Consider the following 24,380-nt stretch of genomic DNA (forward strand, 5'->3'; position numbering starts at 1 on the left):
AAATGCCAGGCCTGCCTTGGTTCAGGCGGAAGGCAGAACCGGTCCCCAATGGCCAAGTTCCAGAGCGCCCATTTCCGCGCTGCGGTCGACATGACGCGGCACCTTGCGCGTAGACTCGAAATCTTTGGGAGTCGGTGTCGGATAGTCACTATTGAAGCAGGCGAGGCAAAACATCTCTTGGGGAATCTCTGTTGCTTCGACCATGCTCGGGATGGTGTTGAATGCCAGGGTCGTCACCCCGATGAATTCGCGTATCTGCTCCACCGGCATGTTGGCCGCGATAAGTCTTTCCTGCTTGGGGGTGTCGATCCCATAGTAGCAGGAACTGATGATAGGCGGGCAACTGATTCGGAAATGTACTTCCTTCACGCCGCATTTCCAGAGCAGCGTGATGATCTTGCGGGCGGTGGTTCCGCGCACTATCGAGTCGTCTACCAGGACGATGCGTTTCCCCTGAATGGCGCTTCGGGCCGGGTTCAGCTTGATTTTCACGCCGAAGTCGCGAATGCGCTGGTCGGGCTCGATGAACGTGCGCCCGACATAGTGATTCCGGATGAACCCCATGTCGAAAGGAATCCTGGACTCGTGTGAATAGCCCAGGGCCGCCTGGTTCGACGAGTCCGGAACGGCCATGACGAGATCGGCCTCGACAGGACGGATTCTGGCCAGATTGCGTCCCAACTGTTTGCGCACCTCATCGACGCTTCTGCCGAATATCGTGCTGTCGGGACGCGCGACATAGACGAATTCAAAGATGCACGCGCGGGTTCTCTCTGGTGCAAAGGGTTTTATGGACTCGATGCCTTTGCGCGTCATGACCAGCACCTCGCCGGGCTCTATCTCGCGCACCCATTCGGCATCAATAATGTCCAGGGCGCAGGTTTCACTGGCCACCACGTGTGCGTCTCCCAGGCGGCCGAGCCACAGGGGGCGGAACCCGAACGGGTCGCGGGCGACCACGAGCATCTCTCCATTGGTAGCCAGAATCGAGTACGCGCCGGACACTTGTTTCAAGGCTTCAATGACACCGTCCGCGAAACGCTCTTTCTGCGACCGGGCAATCAGGTGAATGACGACGCCCGTGTCTGAGCTGGAATGGAAGATGGCTCCCTGGTCTTCAAGTTGTTCGCGGAGGCGTGCCGCGTTCACAAGATTTCCGTTGTGGCAGACGGCCATGGACCCGCGCGAGTAATCCGCCAGAAGAGGCTGTACGTTCTTCAATTCGCTGGTGCCGAAGGTCGAATAGCGCACGTGGCCAATTGCGATATCTCCGGTCAGATTGGCTAAGCGGTGGGGCTTGAACACGTCTGACACGAGGCCTACCCCGCGATGGGCGCGCAGGGTCTCGCCATCGCAACTCACGATGCCCGCGCCTTCCTGGCCGCGGTGCTGCAAAGCGTATAGCCCCAAGTAAGTCAGTGTTGTTGCTTCGGGGTTCCCGAACACGCCAAAGATGCCGCACTCGTGGCCTGGCGATTCCGTCAAACGGTGGGAATGGTCTGTGTCGGCAGACTCTTGAGGTTCGTCATCACAAGTACCTTGGGTCATCTTAGAAGTCGTCCCTGCCGGTTAGTTTTCTGTACGCTTCCACATATTTCTCACGCGTTTTCGCGACAACGTCATCGGGCAAAGCGGGGGGGGGCGAGTCTTTGTCCCAGCCCGTGGCCTCGAGCCAGTCACGCACGAACTGCTTGTCGTAACTGGGCTGTCCGCGCCCCGGCTCGTACTGATCCGCAGGCCAGTACCTGGAAGAGTCTGGCGTCAATGCCTCGTCGGCGAGCATCAACTCGTCCTCATAGAGGCCAAATTCGAACTTGGTGTCGCAAAGAATGATGCCCTTCGATTCGGCTATCTCGCGGGCGTGAAGGTAAATCGCGATGCCTTTCGCAGCGGCGTCTTCCGCCCATTTCCGGCCAATGATCTCCCCCGCTTCCTCCGGATGGATATTGATGTCGTGTCCGTCGCTGGCCTTCGTCGCCGGGGTAAAGATCGGATGCTCCAATCTGCTGGATTCCTGCAAGCCCTTGGGCAGGGGCATGCCGCAAACCGTTCCGTGGTCGCGATATTCTTTCCATCCACTTCCTGCCAGATAGCCGCGAATCACAAATTCAACGGGGAACATCTGGCATTTGTGCACGAGCATCGAGCGTCCTTCAAACTGCTCCGGTGATTTCTGGAACTCATCCGGAAAATCACGCAAGTCGCTGGAAACAAGATGGTTGCGGCACAATTCCCGCGTCATGTCAAACCAGTACAGGGACATCTGGGTCAAGATCTTCCCCTTGTCGGGAATGCCAACGGGATTGACCCAGTCAAATGCTGAAATGCGATCCGTTGCCACAATGAGCAACGTGTCGCCCAAATTATAGATATCTCTTACTTTGCCGCGAGAAACCGGTTCCTTCCCCGGTAAATGGGTTTCACAAAGCGCCTCCGCCATCACGATTCTCCCCTTTGTTACCTATGGTATACTTGAAAGAACTCGACGGGATGACCACCATGTATGCTTGGGCAGAGCACCGGCGCAGGCCATGCCGTGGAGTTGCATACGTTGTCTTGGAAAAGGAAGGGCTGAATTGTCCGTGCCCGCACTCAATTCCCTTTTCTTCAGACCTGCCAATTCGCATCCTGTGTCCACCGAATGATACGTGTCAGGAAAGTGCTTGTCAACGGAAAAGCTCAAGAGATTCACGAAGAGGATAGAAGAATTCGAGAATGCAATACGGGGAATGCGGCCTTGATAGGGAGGGCTATCTTTCCTGAAGACCTGGATACCCATCTTGGGCACGCGCCCCCGGGCGTTGCTGATTTGCGACGTTTCAACGGTTGTTGCGAGGTAATTAGTTGACAAAATGGGTGTGAGCCTGAAATTGTTAGACAATAGGGCATTTATTGTGTTACATTCGCACGGGGGTCTTGCGGGGTATACGGGGGTAATGGTTTTCCCGCAAGGAAACTCGTGCCGGGGGAGCTTGTAGCGCGCCTGTCTGTCAAGACCGCGCGCGGAGATAACGAGTATGTCGCTTTTTCAGCAACTTGGTCTGGGGTGGATAATCTGCGGGCTACTGCTGATCCCCTACCTGTGTTGGGGCGTCTACCTTCTGAAGGTGCGATTTCAGCGTCAGGAGGAACTCAGCGTGGCCGGTGAGGCACTCACCTTTCTTGGACTGATCCTGTTTCTGATCATCGAATTCTCTTTCCTCAATCTCTGGCTTCGCAACTCCCCGTTGATACTCATACTCGCGGTGGTCGGTCTTCTGGCTTCCGTGCTTGCCCTTTATGGGCCCATGCTGATCTCTCTAGGTTCGCATATGCTGGTTGACGCGGTGATGCCGTCAGGCGCTCCGCTGAGTCACACGCCAAGATACGGCGCGGCGGAAGGCTTCGAACAGAAGGGCAATTATGAGGCGGCGGCTAGAGAATACATGGCTGTTGCCCGTATGTTTCCGAAAGAGGCCAAGGCTTCATTGCGTGCCGGCGACAATCTGATGAAACTGGACCGGCCCGAAGAGGCAGTACTCTGGTTGAGACGGGGGCTGAATTGCATTTCCGATGCGGAGGAATCCCTGCGGGTGGTCAATCGCATCGCTGAAATTTACCTTCGGCGTCTCAACCGGTCTGAGGATGCCATAGAAGCCTTCAACGGCTACATCGAGCGCTTCCCTGAATCGGAATACGTGGAAACGGTCAAGAAGCGTTTGGGCCGTCTCGGCGCCCCGAGCGTTTCGCCGGCGGAAGAAGAGCCTGGCGCCCTCCTGCCTGAAGAACGCCCCAATCTCCTGCCGGACGGTCCGTCCTATCTTCCCGACGATTGACCCGCCCGTCCGGTGGGCGCCTGGGCTCGACGTCGACAGCTGTTCATTGTTCTTTTCGGGGGTCTTCGTAACGCGTGGGGATGATAAGTTTGGCGCCGCCGGCATGGCGCGCGATGTCTATGGCGCGCACAACGCGCCCGAAGTCGGCGTTCTCGTCGGCGCGCAAGACGAAGACTGCTTCCGGGTCCTCGGTTAACAACGCAACGATGGATTTCTGCAGGCCGCTTTCATCTACGCGCTGCTGTCCAAAGAAGAAATCGCCCGTGGCCGTTACCGTAATCTCGTGGGAGTCCATTTTCTGTTGGGTGGCACTCTCCGCATGAGGAAGCGTCACGTCGATGCCAAGCTGCTCGCGAAAGGTCGAGGAGACCATGAAGAAGATAAGAAGAATGAACATCATGTCGATAAGCGACGTAATGTTGATAGTGGGCCGCCTTCTGGGACGGTTGCGAAACGCTGAACTCATGCCACTCCTTCATCTGTTCAAGCAATCTGGACGATTGCCAATTCTAGGAATGTTTTCAAGCGAATACAAGTCGTTTCCTCTCATTGAGGCGCCTGAAAAACCTCTGCCAAGCGCATGGCGCAAACGGAGCGCAGCCAGCCAAGAACCTTATGCCGCAAATACCTTGTTTCTGATGGCGTTTTTCGGGAATCGAAAAGGGACATATCCTTTAAGACCGGTTTTTCGGTAAGGTGGCGGGTTCTTAAGCTGTTTTCGGGCAAGGTCTTCGCCCCATTCTTTTTGTCCCTGTCATTTGCGTGGTTTGCAGGGATTCGGGTACACTTTGATATGTGAGAGGGAAGGGAGCCTGACGGGTTCAAACCTGAGGAAGTGGAAGTGCATACCTGTTGTGTTTGTGTTGCCGATAGCGATGAGGGTAGCGCCAGACTGCTGGCGGACGGCCTGAAGCAGAATGAATACGATGTGCGGGTTGTCACCACCGGCGCAGAGGTTTGCCGAGAGTGCCGCAAAGGGGATGTCCAAGTCCTGGTGCTGGATGCGAACATGCCCGATACGGACGGGATTGCTTTAGCGCGGCAGCTTAAGGCCGACCAGAAGACGGCCGGGTTGGTCATATTGACGGCATTGGACAAGACTGCCCAGCAGCGGTTCTCCATCGAAGACGCCCTTGGCGTGGAAGACTACGTGACCAAACCTTACAACCTGCCTATGGTCATGATTCGGATGGAGGCCGCCATTCGTAAGAAATTCGGCACGAGGTGTCTTGACAACTGTGACGATGCTCTGGGCGACACCTCATACACCGATGAACTTACGGGATTGCGCAATCGCCGGTATCTCCTGGAGCGCCTTCAGGAAGAGGTCGAAAAAGCCCATCGGTACAATTTCCCTGTTTCCTGTGTGGTTTTTGACGTGGACGAAGTGGAAGCGCTCGACGATGAACTTGGTTCGGTCTCCCTGGACGACCTTCTGGTGGAACTGGCCATGGCCATGCGGAATCACAGCCGCACATTCGATATTGTGTCGCGGTACGACGGTTCGATGTTCGCGGCCGTGCTGCCTCACGCTGACCTGGATCAGGCCATTCGGTATGCGCACAAGATCCTCGACGAGGTCGAGAACACGACGTTCGCCGACCCCTGTTTTCCTTCGAAAACCCGGTTGAGCGCGGGGATTGTCGCGTGCAAGAATGGCAGTGCTCGGGGCGCAGAAGCGGTATTGGCGGAGGCGATGCAAAGCTTGCTCGCGGCCCAGGGTTCGAACGGCAAACGTGTGAGGGCCCGCACCCTTTCGGAAGGCGGCTAATCGCCCAAGACTCGATGGAGCCGTCTTCTCAGATACTCAAATGTGTCAGGGCCTTTTTGCCGATATCCGTGCGGTAGTGGGCGTTGTCGAACCGGATCTTGCTTACGGCGGCGTATGCGTTTGCGATCGCCCGGGGAATATCGGAGCCTTTTGCAGTCACGTTAAGGACCCTGCCGCCGTTGGTGACCAGAGCGCCGTTTGCAATGCCTGTGCCTGCGTGAAAGACCACCGCGCCGGTTTCCTTCTCGGCGTCGGAAACCCCCTCGATGACCTTGCCTTTTTCATATGGGCCGGGGTATCCCCCCGAGGCCATCACCACCGTGACGCAGGCCCCCTCCTCCCATTCGAGTGAGACGCGGCCCAGCGTGCCATCGCAGCATGCCAGCAGGACCGGCAGCAGGTCGTTCTTCATCCGGGGAAGGACAACTTGGACTTCCGGGTCTCCGAACCGGCAGTTGAACTCGATGACCTTGGGGCCGTCCCGAGTAATCATCAACCCGGCATAGAGCACTCCGGTGTACGGCGCGCCGGCTCTTGCCATGCCCAGGACGCACGGTTCGAGAATTGTGCGGGTAATCTCTTCAAACAGCGCATCGGTAACCACAGGCGCGGGCGAGTAAGCTCCCATTCCTCCGGTATTGGGGCCCTTATCGCCATCGAACACTGCCTTATGGTCCTGGCTTGAAGCCATGGGGACCACCGTTCTCCCATCCGAGAATGCTAGAATCGAAGCCTCTTCGCCGAACAGGCATTCTTCGATGAGGACGCGGGCGCCGGCGTCTCCGAAGGCTTTGTCCTCCATGGCGGCTTTTATCGCGCTGATTGCGGTATCGATGTCGTGGGCCACGGTGACGCCCTTGCCTGCAGCCAATCCGTCGGCTTTGATGACAACGGGGGCGCCCTTCCTGCGGACGTACGCGATGGCGCCGGCAGAGTCGGTGAATTCGGCGGATTCGGCGGTGGGGATCCCGCAGCGGCTCATGATGTGCTTGGCGAAACTCTTGCTCGCTTCCAGCCGGGCCGCGGAAGCCGTTGGTCCGAACGCCTTGATGCCCTCCGCGGTCAGATGGTCGACGAGCCCCCTGGACAGCGGGTCTTCCGGGCCGATAACCGCCAGTCCTACCCTTTCGTGTTTAGCGAGTGCGGCGAGTTTATCGAACTCATTGACGCCTATGCCGACGCAACGCCCAATCGCGGCCATTCCGGGATTGCCCGGAGCGCAGAGCACTTCTTCGACCCTCGGACTCTGGGCAAGTTTCCAGGTGAGAGCGTGTTCACGTCCTCCGCTTCCCACGACCAATACCTTCACCGTTCTTTCTCCTTACGAGACGCTATTCGCGGATCCAAGCCGATTCCGCGCCCTTGAGGTAGTCCGCAACCATCTGGTCGTATCGCGCGGCACATGCGAACGCTTCCTGGGCGAGGCGGTGCCGCGTCTCGAACGTTAAGGCGCCTCCGAGAGCGCGCAGTTCGTGCATGACCCTTGTGTAGCGCTCCGGATTGACCAGCACGCCCACGTATCGGAAATTCTTGGCTGCCGACCGGATCATGGACATGCCGCCGATGTCGATTTGCTCAATGACCTCTTCGGGCGTAACCCCGGGTTGCCTGATGAGGGACTCGAGCGGGCGGAGGTTGACAGCCACAAGGTCGATCCATTCGTAGCCATGAGCCTGAAGCTGCTCGGCATGCAATTTATTGTCGCGAATCCCCAGCAAGCCCGCGTGTATCTTGGCATGGAGGGATTTCACCCGCCCGTCCATCATTTCTTCGACGCCGGTGAAGTCGGCCATGTTTATGGGGTGGAGGCCAGCTTCTTCGAGGGCATGCAAGGTACCTGCGGTGCTGACAATCTCCACGTTAAACTCGGTCAGCAAACGAACCAGCTCCACCAAACCTGTCTTGTCGTGGCAACTGATGATGGCTCGCTTTATGGGTGTCATGAACAGCACTCCTTCCCATTCCCGGGCAGCCCTGTCCGGTTTGCCGCCTTGGCTCACAGGGGGGCGCTATACTACTTCACATTTCATCCAAAATGAAGGATCTTGTACACGAAGCATCATGGTCTGGTCAAAGATCCGGCCGGACGGTCTCGATTTCGCAGGTTCCCTCCCCCAAGTGCATGATTTTGTCCACCATCGGCAACGCTTCTTTGCGCTGGTGCGTTGTCATCACGACGCTGATATGCTGAGTGGCCCGCCGCCGCACAATCTCTTCCATGAAATGGTGCCGCGTCATATCATCGAGATGCGCGAAGGGCTCATCAAGAAGCAGGAGGCGCGGATGCACGATCAGCGCTCTGGCCAGACTCAGACGCTGCTGCTGCCCCCCCGAGAGCGCGGACGGTTTCGCGCGCCGTTTTTCGGCAAGACCGCTGAAGGTGAGCATGCGTTCGACCCGGTCGAGGCGCTGTTCGCGGGGGATTTCCTGCGCCCGCAACACGAAGTGGAGGTGTTTCTCGGCCGACATGTGCGGCCACAGGGCGAAATCTTGAAACACCATGCCGATGCCCCGGGTGTGGAGGTCGCCCTCCGTTGCCGGCACATCGTCGATGGTTATGACGCCCTCGTCCGGCTTTTCCAGGCCCGCGACGAGACGCAAAAGGGTCGTTTTCCCGACTCCGACGGGACCGAACAGGCACAGCCCTTCGCCCGGCCGCAGCGTAAGGGTAATCCCTTGCAGCACACGCGTGCCGTGATAGCCCTTCGACACGTTCGAGAATCTAATGATAGGCATGAAAAAACCGCCTGCATGCAACATACACAACCACTGTGCCGCAACCGGCGGCCAGCAGCAATCCTACCATCATCAGGCTCAGCGCGGAGACCGCCGCGCTGGGACCGTAGTGCATGAGCGAGTGGATCCGGATGGATAACGGAGTAATCCCCGGCGGGGCAACCATTGCTGAGGCTTCGAGCTCGCGCAGCGAGAAGATGAAAGCCAACCCCCAAATCGCCGCGAGAGCGGGGGCCGTCAGCGGGGCCACAACGCCTGTCCCCCGTCTGACCCAGCTTACATCATGGACTCTTGCCGCCTCCAACGGGCGCGGATGCAACTCCTCCAACGCGATCTTCTCCCCCTGGTACGCAAAGTAGAGGTATTTTGCGGCACAGGCCAGAACGAGTACGAGGAGCGTTTCGAATACGATTAAGGGCGGCCCCGCGTGGTTCCACAGGGCAATCAGTCCTGTTCCGAGGAGCGGGCCAGTGATGAGGAACGGAACCACGCTCAGTTGAAAAAACCTCGATGCCCGGTTGCTGCCGTGGGCGACATAGGCCATCGCGAATCCGAGCGCCGTAAGAAGCGTTGCGGCGAGCCCGGAGATCGCCAGGCTGGTTCGGATCTCCGTTTGCGCGTTTTCCCAGGCTGCCCGCAACTGCGTAACGTTTCCCGTCCGAACAACCAGGACGGTCAAGGGGGCAGCCAGCGCGAGCGCGATAATCACAACGCAGTACGCCGTGGCGAGGCCAGCCCGTCTCCAGCCCGGCGGCATTCTGCCTACCGGCATGTCCGGGGGGAGCAGCCATTGCTGGCGGGGCCGCGCCCATGCGCCCCAAGCCCAGACCACAATCCCTCCGGTCAGAAGCAGCGGGAGCATGTGGGCGACAGCCCGTCCCACTTCCTGAAACGCGCTCAGCTCGGTGAAGATCTCGACCGGATACACGTTCACCTGAAACAGAGCCGGCACCGAGAAACCCGTGAGGGCAAGGAGAAACACAAAACCCGCCCCCGTAAACACCCACGGTGCGCACAGCGGCAGCCGCACGGCAAAGAACGCCTGCAACGGGTCCGCAATTAACCGGGCGGACTCTAGCATCCGGCGGTCAAAACGCCGCAAGGCAACGCCTGTGAACAGGAGGACAATGGGATAGTACGATAGCGCGGCAATGGCGATCACGCTGGGTATGCCGAAAGAGTGTGAAATCACGGTCTCCGCGATGAATTGGGGCGTCAGGAGGCCCAGCCGAGTCATGGCGTCAATCCAGGCCACCGCAAACACGTATGGCGGCATCAGGAGTGGAAGGCAGAGCAATACGGCCAATACCTCGCGCAAGAAACGGGGGCAATACTGGAGAGCCAGTGCCGCGCCTCCCCCCAGGAACAGAGACGCAAAGGCAGTTCCCAGACTTATGAGAAGACTGTTTGCCAACAACATCCATTGCCGGGGTTCCGAGAGAACCTCTCCGTACGCATCCAGGGAGAATCCTTCGCTGTCGCGGACCGCTCGCCACGCTAACGCAATCAGGGGCGCTACGCACACGACGGCAAAGACCAGCAGTGTCGAGCCCACAAAGACCCTACGGCACATGCAGCGGCTTGCCATTATCTCAGGAATTCCTTGCGGATGAATGTCGCCGTGGCTTCCATGTTTGCTGCCACGGCGCTGAAATCCACGTTCATGGTACGGATTTCGGACAGTTTTGGCACGTTTTGCGGGGCTTCCACGGCCGGGTTCAAGGGGATCTGCATGCCGCGCACTTCGGCCAGCACCCGCTCGACCTCGGGGCTCAGCAGGTAATCTATCAGTTTCCTCGCGGCTTCGGGATGGGGCGCATTCTTAACCACGGCAACGGTATTCGGAATGACCAGGGTGCCCAAACCGCCGTCCTCCTGGTCCGGGAAACGCCATTTGGCGGGAAGACCGTCTTCGATTGCGCCGTTGGCGTCATCGGTGTCGGTGAGGCCCCAGGCGTACGCACCGCTGGCCACCATATCGCGCACGGTGGCATTGCCCGCCAGCACGGCCACGTCATTCGCCAGCAGACCCTGGAAGAATTTCTGGGCCTTCTCCTCGCCCCATAGAGTGAACAAGGCCGCCGCGTGGGTGGCTGTGGTGCCGAACAGGGGTTTCGCGATAGCCGCTCTCCCCTTCCACTTCGGATCGAGGTAAGCCATGATCGACGCCGGCGGTTCCTGCACCAAATCGGTGTTGTAGATGATAACCCGGGCCCGCGCCGCGAACCCGGTCCAGAAATGCTCCGGGTCTTTGTATCGTTCGGGGATCGCCTCGGCGGCGGGAGAGGCATAAGCTTCAAGGAGGCCTTTATGCTTGAGCACGATGGTCTGGGCGAGCTCGTTGTTCCAGAACACGTCAGCGCGGGGACGGTTTGCCTCGTTGATTATGCGCATGACGAGGCCGGTAGTCTTGCTTGCCTCAGTATCGTATACGGGCAAGACCTCCAGCCCGGTCTGTTCCTCGAACTTGGCCAGGATTGGCCGCGAGAACATTTCGTCGAGCGCCGTATATACCACGACGACTGGTTTGTCCTCTCCCCCGCACCCTGCCAGGCATGAGAGCGAGAGTGCTGCCGCCAGAGTCCATGTCCTTGCGCGTGCGTTCACATCATTCTCCTATGGCCTAGTATTCGCTTGGGCGCCACCGTGATGTCATCTTGATGCAAGCGGCCCATACGATCAAGCTGTTCAGCAGTATCTGGAATGCCGCATGCGCCAGCCAATACGCCGTGACCAAAGTGTCAGGCGGACTGTGCTCGTCCCAATTGCGGATGTAAGCCAGTGGCGGAGACAAGAACATGGTCGTTTCGAATGCGGCTTCCGTGAAGGGATGCCCCCGGCCTGGCGCCATGTTCATTTCGCTGAGAAGCTCGTACGATATCAGCTCATAGAGGAACATCAGGATCAGCATCCACGCCGTCAGGATATAGGCCCATATCACGGCGCGGGTCGACGTTCTCGCGAAAGACGACGCCAGAATCCCCATGCTGACTCCCATCAGCCCCGCCAAACAGGCCGAGAAGAAGCCAGTGACAAGTCCTCCCTGCATGCGGGGAATCGAATCCAGGGGGGCAAGCAGAAGGGAGCCCACGGCAAGAACGATAACGGCGGACACCAGCAAGCGGCATCCTGCCAGGAACTTCCCGAGGACCACGTCTCTGCCGCGAAGACGGGTTACGCGGAGCATGTCGAGGTTTCCCAGTTCATGCTCGTTTGCGATGGACGTGGCGGTCGTGAGGGGCGCCAGGATGCCCAGAGCGAACCACATGAAGACCACCCAGGTCACCAGGGCTTCCTCCCGGTTGACGTTATTGCTTGTGAGCGCCACGAAGAACGCGGGAATCCCGATCAGGGCGGCCACAGCGAGAAGGAGCAGGTTCATGCCGAGCAGAAGCGAACGGTGGCCCCTGCCCACAAAATGGGTATCTTTGACGTAAACGGGGTTCGCATAGTCGCTGATCCCTGCCCGCTTTCCCGAGTAGAGACGCCCGTGGTCTCGCGCTCGGCGGAAAGGGCGTATCAGGTCCGAGGCCAGGATTTCCCACCACGGGCTCGCCCCGGTGTCAGGGCGAAGGACGTTTCTGTATACGAGTGCCAGACCGAAAAGAATCACCACACATTGAATGATGGCGCATACAACGACGGATTCCGGTTGGACCTCGCCGATCGAGGCCGCTATCCCCGCGAACGGCGGGCTTGCAGCGGCAAGCACTTCCTCGAAGCGGCTGCCGATACGGTAGAGATTCAGGACTTCGACAAGTACGACGCCGACAAGTACCGGCCCTCCCATGACCGTGAACGCATAGAGGTATGCCCGGACGAACGCGGTCAGAACCGATTGCGACTTCGAGGAAGCGTAGAGCCCCATCACTGCGCATGAGACCATTGTAACCAGCACCATTCCGACCCCAATTATGAGGTTTCGCAGTTCAAGGCCCACAAGAAAGTAGATCGACGCGACAACGGGGAGGGTTGTGAGAAGCAGAACCAATTGAAGGGACACGACGCTGAGGAGCTGGGCAAACACGAAACCCAGAGGCCGGATGCGGGTGGTCCGCAGAAGGTCGAACGTCTCTCGCTGGCGCTCGAGGACGATGGCTGTTGCTCCGTACGGCGTGACCAGGATCATGACCGCGAACATCCACGTCATCATTGACGGGATAATGATGTTTTGAGAGACGCGGCCTCCACCGAGAAAGTAATAGGATTGCCTGGGCCAGTACGCGATCACGAAAAACGATGTCATCCCTACCAGCACCAGAACCCAGAGGAAGGTTCGTTTCTGGCGGGCCGCCCTCAACAGGTCGCGCCGGATAATGGCGGTGCTGGGAAACATCATTGTTGCCCCTTCGCCCATTTGAGCCGGAACACGGCGATGGCCGCCCAGAGCGCAAGCAGGCTGTACGAGGTGCAGATGAACACGTTCGTGAGCCAATAGGGCGTGATGAATTCATTCCGGTGAAAGTGCTCGGAAGCATTCTTGAAATAGCCGAGCATGGGCGAAGACAGCATGAGAATATCGTCGAACTTGTTAAAGAGCAACAGCGCCTCTTGCCCCCGTCCCGCAAACCACGACCAGAACAGCGCGAACATGTTAATGACACCTCCGACGAAGAGGTAGACCATGAAATACGCGCAGGCGTTGAAGATGTATGCGATCATGACGGCCACGGTGGTGCGCTTGCTCAACGCCGACGCGAGGATCCCCAGGCTGGTTCCCACAAGGGCAAACACACATGCCGAGCCGAAGGAAACCAGGCACACGCCAATCGCTTCGCCCATCTCTTGGCGTTCCCCATAGAGTACCAGCGGAAACAACAGCACGGCAGCGATGAAGAGGGGCGACAAGCCGCGCAGCCCGGCCAGGGTCTTGCCAAGAATGACCTGGTATGGCCGGAGAAGGGTCATGCGAAGCATGTCGAGGTTGCCCAGTTCACCTTCGCGCGTGACGCTGCTGGCCGTGGCCATCGGTGCTGAGATTCCCACGGCCGCCAGGAGCAACCCTGACCAGAGAATGGCCATCATCTCGCCGCTGTACTCGTGGCCTGCTAAGAGAAGCGCAAGCAGCATGCCTCCCTCGACCAGCAACGCCAGAAATAGCGTCCGGAGGCGGCGCCCTGTCCGGGCGAATCCCTCCCAGAGTACTTCCCGGGCATAGATTGGGTTGACTCCGTCGGGGAGCGGTTTGGCGGGTTTGCCTCTTCCGGCGCGCGGACCTGACAAGCGTTTCAACAGGGGAACATGAGCTTTTTGGAGCGGCAACAAGGCGATCCGGCGGACCACGTTCGCGGCGAACACCAGGCAAACCGTGCCGATGACCAGTTGCACGGCAATAGCGCCTAGCCATTCGCCCGCAGAAATCATATACGGCTGGAACGCGTAGCTCACTGCCGAAGCGAAAGGAACGAAAATATAGACGTATACCTCCGGATTCGAGATGTATTTCGAAGGGTCAACGCCATAGAAAGCCGACAATATAAGGTAGATGTACACAGCCACCAGGAACATCCCCCCGATAGCCGCCCCCGAAAAGAAGAGGGAACGGACCAGTGCCCGCTGCACATTTCGAGAGAGCACCGAACAGAGCAGGCTGATGCATGTGACTGAGTAGGCTACCGAAAGCAGAATGGCCACCGACACGAAAAAGGCGCCCAATTCAATGCCCACGAGGAAGTACAACGTCGCGACAAGGGGCAGCATAGAAACCATGATTAGGAGATACATGCCCAAGGTGTTCAGAAGTTTGCCCAGGATGATACCGGTTGGCGTGATAAGCGTCAGGAACACCTGGTCGAAGGTCTCCTGTTGGCGTTCGAGCACGATCGATGCGCCCCCATATGCGGGCAGCACGAGCACCGCCGCAAAACACCAGACGACAAGAGATGTTATGAGAATGATCTGGGACGATTCCCCGCCCATCGTGAAGAAGAACGCCGCGTCCCACGGCCAGGCGGAAATAACAAACATGCTTGCCACGCATACGGCAAAAACCACTAGCAGAAAAGGACGCACGCCCCGCAGACGGCGCACCAATTCGTGCCGTACAATGCTTGTAAACGGAAGAATCACAGCATACTCCTCTCTTCTTTCGATTATGGGTCGCGCAGGCCCACTTTCGAATACCGGCAGACGGATATTAGTATGAACGCGGACGCAAGGAGCGCGAAGCCAACCATACTCGCAGACCACATGAGCAGAGGGTGCGGCAGCTGCCACACATACGATTCGTAACCCCAGAGCGGGGAATTCCGCCCGAATGCCCGTGTTTCTGGCAGACTGCGCAACCGGTACGGCGGCTGCTCAACATAGTACGTGTTGCCGGCTATTCCCCCGTAGGCGCCCACCGGAGAGAGAAACTGCCACGCCTGGGCATGGAATTCCAGCGTCTCGTAATAGCTGTTTGGCATTTCCCAGCCTGGCGCTTGGTTCAAAGTCCGGGGCGGCATGGTTGCGTCCAGCGTCCATTTGGTGGCGTATAACCCTCCAAACCACAGGCCCCCGAAGAGGAGGATAATGGCCAGGTAGGCCATTGCGAACGCCGTCGCGGTCTTCCTGGTGAATTGAGCGATCAGGAGGCAGAGGGAAACGATAAGAACGGCACACATCGCCAGGCTGGCGTATCCGGTAAAGAAATTGCCCACGCGCTCTCCAAAAAAGAGGTTGGCGCCAAGCAGAATCAGGCTCGCGGCAAAGATTCCGAGCATCAAGGGCAGCATGGCGGCCAGTCCGGCAGCGAATTTCCCCAGGATGATCTGGCGGGGCCGGAGCAGCGTGCTCCGTAATCCGTCCAGAACGCTCTGTTGGAGGTCGTGCGAGAAGGCCGGCATCAGAAAGGGCGGAGCGGCGATGGCAAGAAATCCCATGGCCAGCAAGAACCACATGTAGACCCCATCGGGGCCGTATGCGATAATCCCGAGTACCATAAACACCGCCATGGTGGCGTACATGGCGCGGATCATGCGCGTTTGCATGCCCAGCAATCCCCACCGGAGTTCCTTGACGCGCATAGGGTTCGCGTGGTCGCCGATGGGTTCGCCGCGGCGCAGGGGGTCGAGCAGGTAGTAGGGGAAGCGCCGTCTTCTGGCGGCCAGCACCGCCGCGTCGTCTATGGGCTTACCGAGATGCCGTTTCCGGTCTTCGCGCTCGCGTCCGATGGCCCGTGCGGCCCAGAATGGGGCCAGGCAGGCCAGACAGGCTTGCCCGAAAAGGAAAACGCAGTATTTGTCCCAGGTGAACTGGCCGGTCACGATACCCACAATCACCACGGGCGGAAACAGCCAATAGATGTGTTGTTGAAAGGGAGTGTTGGTAACGCCGGGCCAATTGCCCAGAATGTTCGCCAGGATCACTTCCGGCAAGCCTGATAGAACGAACACGATAAGGTAGGTCAAGGCCAGGGCGATGATGAAGTTGCGCAACCGGCTCGCGCAAGCAAGACCTATCAGCGCCCATGTCAAGGTCGTAAGAAGGACGGTCACGCCGATGAAGAGCAGTTGCAGCCAATCCAGCCCTGTCGCGAAAAAGAGGCTGGCCGCGACCGCTGCCGACGCGATAGCCACCAACATAAAGAGGCCGGCCGCGCTTGCCAGTTTCGCGAGGATGATGCCCGTGCGGGAAATCATCGTGGTGCGAAGAAGATCGAGAGTATCCATGTCCCGCTCATGGGAAACTGATGCAGCGGCAAACGCGGGGGTCAGTAGTGCGCATATTCCGAGCAGGGTTACCGCATACCATCCCAGGAATTCCTGCGTCATGGCCGCTGCCTCAGCTCGCCCGTGGATCAGGTCCAGCCCCCTTTCCGGCCAGGATGTATAGATGAGCGCCATGCACGGCAGCACCGTTATGAGAACATAGAGCAGCGAGCGGCGGCGCCGGAGGGACGTCAGGAGTTCGCGCTTCACGATAACCCATGATGGAAAGAAGAGTCTCATGCGTACGCGGCCCAGAGCTTTGGATTGTAGCTGCCGAGCTCGGAGGGCCATGCCTCACACATCCTGCAATCGCCGTTTACGGAAGAACGACGTGGCCAGTACCAGGAGCAATATCGATATTCCCGTGAAAACAATGCAGTTCAAAGCCCAGAAGAAGGAGCGTGATGAAGAGTCTGTTCCCATGCCATACCCCGTCCACGGCGACAGGAAGGTCACGATGGTACGCCGCAATTGCAGGCTCAGGGCCGCGGGATAGATAAAGTCGTGAAAATACTGCCACGAAAGCAATCTGCCCGCCGCAAGGGGTATTCCAACAAGAGAACCGGCTATGACGCCATATGCAATGAGGATGGCCGTCACGGTCTTCCTGCATAACACCGAGACCAGGATTGTCCACGAGAGGGCATAAAATGCCGAAACGAGCAGAGATACAAACCCTTGCAGCGCTATGGTCACGGATTTGGGGTCGACCCACAGAAGCATGAGGCAGGATACGAGAGCGGCCGTGCATACACATAGGACGCTGGCCGCTGCGCCGAGGGTTTTGCCCGCGATGATCTTGCGGGGTGGTATGAGAGTCATCCTCAGCATGTCGAGGTTGCCCACCTCTTGTTCCTTGGCAAAGGCGCCTGCCACAAACGGGGGAATGAGCACCAGGATGACGCCGATCTCGAAAGTCATCCACTGGCGGGTGTCCCAATACCATCCATGGAAGATTCCCGCTGTGACCGCCCCGAGCACAAACAGGCAGAGCGAAATATAGGTGATGCGGATGAGGTTCGTGAGGTTGCGCGTGAGCCCCCAGAAGAGCTCCCGGATGAAAATGGGATTCACGTGGTCGCCAATAGGTTTCTTCCGGCGAAGGGGGTCCACCAGATAAAACGGATACGTGCTCCGGCGCATCCGTAACAGGGCCGGGTTGTCGATAACCCGCTCCTGCTGCACACGGACCGGTTTGTGCACATAGAACCGCAGCATTGCGCGCGCGATCAGCAAGCAGATTGCAAACAGGAAAATCTCGTACAGGGTCAAGACAGCCACCACAGCAGTATTTTCGGATGCGCCCGCCCGGCGCAGACCTTCAATAACGACATAGGGCGAACACTGGAACAGAACGACGGCGATATAGGCAATCACGGTAGCTCCCGTTGTGTTGGACACCATGCTGGAAGCGAGAATGCCCAGTCCGGCGCAACCCAGCGCCGTCGAGAACAGGATGATCACGACAAAGACGAACTCGACCGCGTCGACCCCAGGGAGAAAGAAAAGTGTGCCGAAAATGGGGATGTACGCCAGGAGCAGCATTGCAAAGAAGCCAAGCGTGTTGGCCACCTTGGCCAGAAGAAGCGTTGTGGGGCGGATCAACGTGACCGAAAGCTGGGCCAGTGTGTCCTGTTGGCGCTCCGAGGCGATAGCGCCGGCCGCCACGGGCGGCAACAGGAACATGCATCCCAGCAGGAAGACCGTGCCGGTGCCGAAAAACACGGTGCGGCTTTCGTTGCGCCCGTCGAGTGAACCCGCCTGCTGGCTGATCATGACGCCTGCTTTCGGCCAGGCGCTCAGGACCCAGAGCATGCCCGCCGCCACCACCAGCGCCAGCCAGACGGTCGTTCGCCGCTGGCGCATGTACGACAGCGTTTCGCGCTTTACGATCGCCAGCGATGGGAAGGTCAGCAGTTCAGCCAGAGATCTCCTGGGCCGGACCGGCTTGGCGGCCTCAGAAGCATGGACTTGTTCTGTCGCCACTTCCGTCACGTATCACAGGCCCCCCTGGGTGACCTTCAGGAATACATCTTCCAGCGTGCCTTTCACCTCTTCGAAGAAGACGATCTTGGCGCCGACCCCCATGAGCTGCTGGTGCAGATCCGCAAGCGAGTCGTAGGAGAGGTTGGTTTCGAATTGAAACTCGCGCCCGGAACTGTCGATATTGAGGACACCGGTAGTCTCTTCGAGTACTTTGCGGGCCTTGTCGGCGCCCTCGAGCACCACCAGCCGTATCTCGCGCGTCTGCCGTATCTCGTCCAGGATGTCCGGATACTTTCCCTGTTTGATGAGGACCCCGTGTTCGAGGATGCCGATACGGTTGCACATGTCGCCCAACTCGGAGAGGATGTGCGAGGAGATCACGACGGTCTTGCCCATCTTGCGCAGCGTCTTGAGCAGCTCGCGCATTTCGATACGGGCACGGGGGTCCAGGCCGCTGGCCGGCTCATCGAGCAACAGCACCTTCGGGTCGTGGAGCAAGGTCTTGGCAAGACAGCACCGCTGCTTCATGCCGCGCGAGAACGTGCTGACGAAATCGTCCGCTTTGCTCGTGAGATCGGTGAGCTGGAGGACGTCGTCGATGATCGAGCGCCGTTTCTTTTTGGGGATCTTGTATGCAGCGCCGAAGAAGTCGAGGTACTCGATCAGCCGCATGCCGTCGTAGACCCCGAACGAGTCGGGCATGAACCCGAGAATCGTCTTGACCTGGTACGGGTGTTTCATGACGTCGAACCCGTCCACGAACGCTTTCCCGAAGGTGGGCGCGAGGAGGGTCGACAGGATGCGCAATGTGGTGGTCTTGCCCGCGCCGTTCGGGCCGATGAACCCGTAAATGTCCCCTTGTTCGACGACGAGGTCCAGGTTCTTAAGGGCTTCTTCCCGCCCGTACCGTTTGGTAAGCTTCTGCGTCTCGATTATCGCCATGGAATTCCCTCTCTCCCTTGCTGGTCCATGAATTCTATTTTCGCGCGTCCGGTTACGTAGACCGAACGATAGTTGTTATTCATCTCGTTTTGGGCGTTAAGCATATAGGCGCGCCGTTCCTGCTCGTTCATGTTCTCAGGGCCTGGCACAGGTTTCAGTTCCAAGTTGAAATAGAGAGGAACCCCATACCGGGGATCGTTTACCGCGGTTGCCCGGCGGGAGTTCATCTGTAAGTCCTTTTGCCAATTCTGAACGGCGTAGACATTCTTGAACATCCGTCTACCCATGAAATCGGTCTTATCAGATGAAACGAGCTTAAGAACAGCGGCGCTGTCCTGGAAAGGCGCCGGCACGCACATGGTAAAGCCGCCGACATCATCGGAGTAAATGTCCACTTCGAGTTCCTGCACGGTGAATATGGGAACTGAAGCGGGGACGTAGACGGTTATGGGGACCGGCCCGGAGAGACTGAAACTCTGCGGCTGCGAGAAGAACCCTTGTTGATACTGCGTGCTGGCATTCAACTGCACCCAGCGCGCCGCGGACGCCTCGGCGCGTTTCACGCGGACGTCAGCCATCACGAAACGGGAGGCGCTTTGCTTTCGGAATTCCCGCTCGCTTTGGATGCACGGCGTGATTGCGCCCTGTGCCCATCCGCAGATACAGGGGCCCAGGAGCCACGAGACATTGCCGCCCGCGTATTGTCCTCCGTAATAAGAGCCTTGCCAGGCCTGAGAGCCGGTCAGCAACGGCCCCACGAAGCTTGCGGGAAGCCCCGAGTACGGGAGATTAACATGGGGATTCTCGATGATCCCGGGGAAGTATTGAGCTACCGTCTGCTCGTTGGCCTTCTGCTGCAACTGGTTGTAATCGATGTTCACGTCGAAGGCTCCGCGAATGTCTGTTTTCAGCGGGATAAGCGCCCCGTCGAGCAGCAGACAGGGGTTCTCGAGAATGAAACCGGTCTCGTTTTTCAAGGCGCCCCGGAGACCCTCGCCGTCAAGCACGAGTTCCCCTTGGAAGCCTCCCGGGAGCTGGAGAAAGGCGTCTCCCTCAAACGAGCGTACCTCGCTCGCGCCCACCACGAAATCCTCGATACGTCCTGGCGAACCCAGCGTGAATTGGAACGGGCGGCGTCCGCTCGAGCCGCCCTGCGGCCCCCGGACCATGCCTAGGGCCGGCATGGCGCCGAGGTCGGATATGAGCATATTCTCCTGGTTCACGTTCATGGCGAACCGCAGTGTGCGGGCGGTCAGGATGCCGGTCACGGTGTGCAGCCGCGACATGCCGCCCTGCTGAGGGACCTGCAGTATCTGGACCTCGCGCATTTCATTGGCTTTGGCGCGCCCCGCCGTGCCAACGATCATCGCGTACAGCGTGAAACCGATGCTGAAGAACACAAGACAGACCCACGCCATCTCGCGCCGCTTGAGAATACTCCACACAACCCAGTTCGCGACGATGGCAAGGCCGAAGTACACCGCGAGATACATCACTACCGAAGACCGGGGATGCACCCGTATTCCCGCGGTTTGCGGGATCATCTGCGTGAATTCCCAGGCCGCCTCGCGGAAGAACGGGTCCGCGACCGCCCGCCTCCTGGTACAGAGTTTTGACCAGAACTCGATGTATGCCGGGCAACGTTGGAGGGATTTGCTGTCGACATCCACCGCGAGCGTGACAATCTGCCCTTGTCCCAACGGACGCCGGGTGGCCAATATGCGGTCCGCGCCGAAAGTCTGGGTTTCCGGGTCACGAGGGGTGAGCTCGGTGAAGACGCATTCCCAGTCCGGCCGGGCATCCTGAGCCCCGGAGGGACCGAATACGGCCATGGCAAGGTCGGTTTCCTTCAGGGCGATGTCCGTCGTGAACGCAACACCCGAGGCTTCCTCGAGCCAGGTTCCACGCAGTACTGGGGCGTTGGCGCCCGTGTTGATGATGAGCGTGCCGCCCCGTTGAACAAACCGCAGAAGAAGCTCGCGCTGGGGAACCGCTATGCGGGTTGGGTCCAGGTTGCCAATCATGACGGCATCGTAGGGTTCATAGCACTGAGGGTAGTCCGGCAGCGCATCCATCTCAGACGGCCGCAGGGATTCCCGGACCGCGCGGACGTTTTCGCCCTGGAGGTTGACGGCCCTGTGCAGGAACGCATACCCCTCGTCGGGGTTCATATCGAGCACCAGGTGCAGGAAGTCCTCCTGCATGATCGGGGTAGGCAGCTGGACTTTGAAGGGAAAACGGATAGCAGGCCGGCCGTTGTCGTACAGCATGGCGGAGATATCGCTTGTTGTTTCAAAAAAACAGTACAGCCGAAACCGTTTGGTCGAGCCGCGGGGACTGTCCACCGGCACGCGGTATACCGGCGCCTGGGGTGTGCCTGCCGATGACAGCTGGATGGCCAATTCGCCCGTGATGTCCTTCTTGGTGTTCCGCACGATGACGTCGACGGGGACCCATGTGCCGTCCCGGTACGCGGTCAAGAAGTTCGTGGAAATCTCGATGGCGATTTCCTGCACCGGGGGTTCCTGGGCCCGCGCGGGAACCCCGGTGCTTGCCGCGAGAAAGAGAATCGCCAGTAGTAACAGTACGTTTCTCACACCCATGCTCTCCTGCTGTACACCCACCATTCGAGGACCAGGATCGCGATCCCGGCGGCAACCAGCCATCGCCAGAACTCACGGTTTACGCTAACGTTACCTTTCTGTGCCTCAACTCTGCCGCGGCCGATTTCGAGTGCCTCCGCCGGCGCGATGGCCGTTTCGACCGGATCGAGCAGGTTTACGGCGTAGGTCATCTCCTGTTCTCCGATACGGACCCGGTAGGGGCCGGTTTCATGGGTTCTGGCGAAGTAGGTCGGACGCATTGCATCCAGCCGTACCTCGAATTCGCCGCCGTCCGGCAGAACCACCGTTGCGCTTGTAGCCAGCGGCTCGGGCGGCAAGGACAATGGCCGCCCCGCGCGGGTTGTCCGGGTTTCGGACAGGGCCGCACGCGGCGTCCAGCTCAATACATTCTGTACGAAGAGAGGAAAGGAAAGGTTCAGGGGCCAATCGGAATCCTCGAGATTAAACGGAACCACCAGGATCTGCTGTCCTCCCCGTGATACGTCGGCAATCAACGGGCCGCCGTTCGTGGAGGCAAGCGTGCGCGCGCCCGCGGGGAGCCCGAGGCGGGTGGCTTTGGCTATCCCTACATTGGAGGGATTCAGGTATCGCATCACGGGATGGTCCGCATCCGAGGCAATCACGGGTGGATTCTCCAGCTCGCCGAGCACCTCGATGCCCTCGACAGGTGGAACAGCATTGAAGAACAGCAGGCTTCCTCTCGGCAGTTCCGGCGGCGCAAATCCGTTGAACACTATGAGATCATACTCCTGTGAGGTGAAATAATTCGCGGGAGCCACGGTTTCGAGGTCGACACGGGGATCGAGGGCAAAGACCCGCTGCAGGAAGAAGGTGCTCGTCCCCTTCGGCTCGCTGACCAGCAGAACCCGGAGTTTGGCCGCAGGGCGGACCGATAGCCACGCCTCGTTATCGACCGCCAGGGCATCTTCCGTATCGAGCACCGCGCGGAGCAGACCTTCCCCGAGGTCCGCGTGACCGAACAGCACCTCCGCATCCTCTCCTGGGGCGGCGTTAACCTCGGAAACTCCCACCATTTCGCTATTGAAATAGAGGGTCAACGTCGTCTGGAGGCCGGTTGCGCTTTCATTGTGGACCAGGGCGAAGGTTTGCTGTTCTCCCTCGCCCTCGGACGGCTTACGCATGCTCAGGCGGACGATACCGGCGTTGTCTCGCGTTTCACCCACTTGGACGAAGATCAGTTCGGGCATCTGGGCTTCCCGGGCAAGTTCCTCGTCGGTGGCGGCAGCGAGTCCGCCGGCTGTTCGGGGGAGGATTTCCGCCAAGTCGGAAACGTTGCCATCGGTCAGAACGATCGCGCTCAAGGCGGTATTTGTCTGACGCAGGGATTGTGCTACGAAGAAGGCGTCGCGCATCTTCGTGCTTTCGTCCGTGGGCTGTATGGATTCGATAACCTCGCGCAGGCGGACCCGGTCCTCGGTCAACTCGACGAGCACATCGGCGGTTTCGCCGAAGGTGACTATCATCATTCTGTCGCCCCAGCGCATTTCGTTGACGAGTCTCAGGGCGCTCTGTTTGGCAAGGTCGAGGCGCGTGCCCTCCTTCTCCAGCGTTTGCATGCTCGCCGACCGGTCGATTAGAAGGCAGATGTACTGGCCGGGCAGCATCTCAGCGCGCATATAGGGCCGCGCCAAGGCCAGCCCCAAGGCCAGCGCAATGAGTATCTGCAGCAGCAAGAGGAGATTCTTGCGCAAACGCTGAAAGGGGGCGTTCGCGGTCAGATCCTGGAGGCTTCTCAGCCATAACAAGGTGCTCGAGATGACCACTTCCGTGCGGCGCAGTTTGAGAAGATACAGAATGATGATTACCGGGATCGCGGCAAGAAACCACAGGAACGCGGGGGTGATGAACAAACCTTGCATGAACGCCGAAAACGTGCTGCTCTGGCCAGTCATCGGAGCATCCCTCCGCGCCGGAAAACCTCGAGGAGAAGCTTGTCCAGAGGCGTATCCGAAGGCGCAAACATGTAGCCGATGTCCCGTGCGAGGCAGTGCCGCCGGATGGTGTCGCAGAAGCCATCAACATTCTGCCGGTACCGCTTCAGCAGGGCGGGGCTGACCGATATCTCGGTGTATGCGTTTGTTTCAGAGTCGAGCAGCTTGAGATCGCCCGTCACGTCCGGCTCGATCTCCTGGCGCGCGAGGACATGGACCGCGTACACGTCGCACGCGGACTGGAGGAGCCGCCGCAGCGCCCCCTCGAACCCCTCCGGGTCGAAGAAGTCGGATAGCAGGATAGCCACGCCCTTGGCGCGGTGCCGGAGCACGTAGGACTTGCACGAGTCTTCCAGTTCCGTTTCACCCCCCACGGAGAGTCCGCTCAGAAACGAGAAAAGACGGCTGGCGTTCCCTTTTCCCCGGACAGGGCGCAGGATTTGGCGGCGAGGACCCGCAAAAGCCTCGACCGACACCCGGTCATAGCCTATCAAGCCCACGTATCCAATGGCCGCGGCGAGTTTCGCGGAGAACTCGATCTTGGCGGGCTGGCCATAGGCCATCGACTGGCTGGCGTCGATGAGGATGTGGACGGTCAGGTCCTCCTGCTCCTGGAACAGCTTGAGGTAGAGGGCGTCGAGGCGTCCGTAAATGTTCCAGTCAACATGCCGCAGGTCGTCGCCTTGTACATAGTCACGGTAGTCGGCGAACTCGACGCTGCTTCCTTTGCGCTTGCTCTTCCGCTCCCCTTTGGCCCGCCCGAGCTGGACGCGTTTCGCGGCAATGGCGAGACGCTCGAGCCGGCGCACGAATTCAGCGTCTAGAAGCGCCTTCGATTCGGTCTTGGCTCCGTCTGCCACGGT

18 protein-coding genes are annotated in these 24,380 nt (G+C 59.1%); 2 read left to right on the forward strand and 16 right to left on the reverse strand.

Annotated features, from left to right (window positions below; translation table 11 throughout):
- Nucleotides 1–21 precede the first annotated feature (21 nt).
- Entirely contained in the window at nt 22–1,548 is a 1,527-nt protein-coding gene (purF, locus tag PLJ71_03330; GenBank protein HQM47690.1) for an amidophosphoribosyltransferase, read from the reverse strand.
- Nucleotide 1,549: 1 nt separating this feature from the next.
- Entirely contained in the window at nt 1,550–2,440 is an 891-nt protein-coding gene (locus PLJ71_03335) for a phosphoribosylaminoimidazolesuccinocarboxamide synthase (protein HQM47691.1), read from the reverse strand.
- A gap of 577 nt (nt 2,441–3,017) precedes the next feature.
- On the opposite strand from PLJ71_03335, the gene PLJ71_03340 reads away from it, so the two are divergent.
- A complete protein-coding gene (locus tag PLJ71_03340; protein ID HQM47692.1) occupies nt 3,018–3,815 on the forward strand; it encodes a tetratricopeptide repeat protein in 798 nt (265 codons plus the stop codon).
- 43 nt (nt 3,816–3,858) lie between these two features.
- On the opposite strand, the gene PLJ71_03345 is transcribed toward PLJ71_03340, so the two are convergent.
- Entirely contained in the window at nt 3,859–4,281 is a 423-nt protein-coding gene (locus PLJ71_03345; GenBank protein HQM47693.1) for a biopolymer transporter ExbD, read from the reverse strand.
- A 375-nt stretch (nt 4,282–4,656) separates the two neighbouring features.
- Here PLJ71_03345 and PLJ71_03350 point away from each other — a divergent pair, with 375 nt between their 5' ends.
- Entirely contained in the window at nt 4,657–5,586 is a 930-nt protein-coding gene (locus PLJ71_03350; protein HQM47694.1) for a diguanylate cyclase, read from the forward strand.
- A 28-nt stretch (nt 5,587–5,614) separates the two neighbouring features.
- Here the strand turns inward: PLJ71_03350 and purD are convergent, their stop codons facing one another.
- The 13 genes from purD to PLJ71_03415 form a co-directional block, all read right to left on the reverse strand.
- Complete coding sequence (purD, locus tag PLJ71_03355) at nt 5,615–6,895, reverse strand: phosphoribosylamine--glycine ligase (GenBank protein ID HQM47695.1); 1,281 nt, start codon at nt 6,893–6,895, stop codon at nt 5,615–5,617.
- 22 nt (nt 6,896–6,917) lie between these two features.
- Nucleotides 6,918–7,529 carry an IMP cyclohydrolase gene (locus PLJ71_03360; protein HQM47696.1) on the reverse strand — a complete coding sequence of 204 codons (612 nt, stop codon included), beginning with the start codon at nt 7,527–7,529 and terminating at the stop codon, nt 6,918–6,920.
- A gap of 127 nt (nt 7,530–7,656) precedes the next feature.
- On the reverse strand, nt 7,657–8,322 hold the full coding sequence (locus tag PLJ71_03365) for an ATP-binding cassette domain-containing protein (GenBank protein HQM47697.1): 666 nt from the start codon (nt 8,320–8,322) through the stop codon (nt 7,657–7,659).
- The gene (locus PLJ71_03370; GenBank protein ID HQM47698.1) at nt 8,309–9,910 is read right to left on the reverse strand and encodes a hypothetical protein; all 1,602 of its coding nucleotides are present in this window, start codon (nt 9,908–9,910) and stop codon (nt 8,309–8,311) included. The genes PLJ71_03365 and PLJ71_03370 overlap by 14 nt, the downstream gene beginning before the upstream one ends.
- Nucleotides 9,910–10,929 carry an extracellular solute-binding protein gene (locus PLJ71_03375; protein HQM47699.1) on the reverse strand — a complete coding sequence of 340 codons (1,020 nt, stop codon included), beginning with the start codon at nt 10,927–10,929 and terminating at the stop codon, nt 9,910–9,912. The genes PLJ71_03370 and PLJ71_03375 overlap by 1 nt, the downstream gene beginning before the upstream one ends.
- Before the next feature lie 16 nt (nt 10,930–10,945).
- Complete coding sequence (locus PLJ71_03380) at nt 10,946–12,661, reverse strand: ABC transporter permease subunit (protein ID HQM47700.1); 1,716 nt, start codon at nt 12,659–12,661, stop codon at nt 10,946–10,948.
- Nucleotides 12,658–14,391, reverse strand: a complete 1,734-nt coding sequence (locus PLJ71_03385) for a hypothetical protein (GenBank protein ID HQM47701.1) — start codon at nt 14,389–14,391, stop codon at nt 12,658–12,660. Before PLJ71_03385 ends, PLJ71_03380 begins: the two co-directional genes overlap by 4 nt.
- Nucleotides 14,392–14,414: 23 nt before the next feature.
- On the reverse strand, nt 14,415–16,253 hold the full coding sequence (locus tag PLJ71_03390) for an ABC transporter permease subunit (protein HQM47702.1): 1,839 nt from the start codon (nt 16,251–16,253) through the stop codon (nt 14,415–14,417).
- Between the two features lie 54 nt (nt 16,254–16,307).
- On the reverse strand, nt 16,308–18,008 hold the full coding sequence (locus PLJ71_03395; protein ID HQM47703.1) for an ABC transporter permease subunit: 1,701 nt from the start codon (nt 18,006–18,008) through the stop codon (nt 16,308–16,310).
- 3 nt (nt 18,009–18,011) lie between these two features.
- Nucleotides 18,012–18,935 carry an ABC transporter ATP-binding protein gene (locus tag PLJ71_03400; GenBank protein ID HQM47704.1) on the reverse strand — a complete coding sequence of 308 codons (924 nt, stop codon included), beginning with the start codon at nt 18,933–18,935 and terminating at the stop codon, nt 18,012–18,014.
- The gene (locus PLJ71_03405; GenBank protein ID HQM47705.1) at nt 18,932–21,538 is read right to left on the reverse strand and encodes a hypothetical protein; all 2,607 of its coding nucleotides are present in this window, start codon (nt 21,536–21,538) and stop codon (nt 18,932–18,934) included. The genes PLJ71_03400 and PLJ71_03405 overlap by 4 nt, the downstream gene beginning before the upstream one ends.
- Nucleotides 21,535–23,478 (reverse strand): BatA domain-containing protein, encoded by a 1,944-nt coding sequence (locus PLJ71_03410; GenBank protein ID HQM47706.1) that lies wholly within the window; start codon nt 23,476–23,478, stop codon nt 21,535–21,537. The genes PLJ71_03405 and PLJ71_03410 overlap by 4 nt, the downstream gene beginning before the upstream one ends.
- Nucleotides 23,475–24,377 (reverse strand): DUF58 domain-containing protein, encoded by a 903-nt coding sequence (locus tag PLJ71_03415; GenBank protein ID HQM47707.1) that lies wholly within the window; start codon nt 24,375–24,377, stop codon nt 23,475–23,477. The genes PLJ71_03410 and PLJ71_03415 overlap by 4 nt, the downstream gene beginning before the upstream one ends.
- Nucleotides 24,378–24,380 lie beyond the last annotated feature (3 nt).

This window comes from Candidatus Hydrogenedentota bacterium, from assembly GCA_035416745.1.
GTDB lineage: Bacteria > Hydrogenedentota > Hydrogenedentia > Hydrogenedentales > SLHB01 > UBA2224.

What these genes read in the sequence shown, in the direction of transcription:
- PLJ71_03410 (HQM47706.1), bottom strand. Translation starts at nt 23,478, where the DNA reads ATGACTGGCCAGAGCAGCACGTTTTCGGCGTTCATGCAAGGTTTGTTC.
- PLJ71_03345 (HQM47693.1), bottom strand. Translation starts at nt 4,281, where the DNA reads ATGAGTTCAGCGTTTCGCAACCGTCCCAGAAGGCGGCCCACTATCAAC.
- PLJ71_03370 (HQM47698.1), bottom strand. Translation starts at nt 9,910, where the DNA reads ATGGCAAGCCGCTGCATGTGCCGTAGGGTCTTTGTGGGCTCGACACTG.
- purF (HQM47690.1), bottom strand. Translation starts at nt 1,548, where the DNA reads ATGACCCAAGGTACTTGTGATGACGAACCTCAAGAGTCTGCCGACACA.
- PLJ71_03380 (HQM47700.1), bottom strand. Translation starts at nt 12,661, where the DNA reads ATGATGTTTCCCAGCACCGCCATTATCCGGCGCGACCTGTTGAGGGCG.
- PLJ71_03335 (HQM47691.1), bottom strand. Translation starts at nt 2,440, where the DNA reads ATGGCGGAGGCGCTTTGTGAAACCCATTTACCGGGGAAGGAACCGGTT.
- PLJ71_03390 (HQM47702.1), bottom strand. Translation starts at nt 16,253, where the DNA reads ATGAGACTCTTCTTTCCATCATGGGTTATCGTGAAGCGCGAACTCCTG.
- PLJ71_03365 (HQM47697.1), bottom strand. Translation starts at nt 8,322, where the DNA reads ATGCCTATCATTAGATTCTCGAACGTGTCGAAGGGCTATCACGGCACG.
- PLJ71_03360 (HQM47696.1), bottom strand. Translation starts at nt 7,529, where the DNA reads ATGACACCCATAAAGCGAGCCATCATCAGTTGCCACGACAAGACAGGT.
- PLJ71_03340 (HQM47692.1), top strand. Translation starts at nt 3,018, where the DNA reads ATGTCGCTTTTTCAGCAACTTGGTCTGGGGTGGATAATCTGCGGGCTA.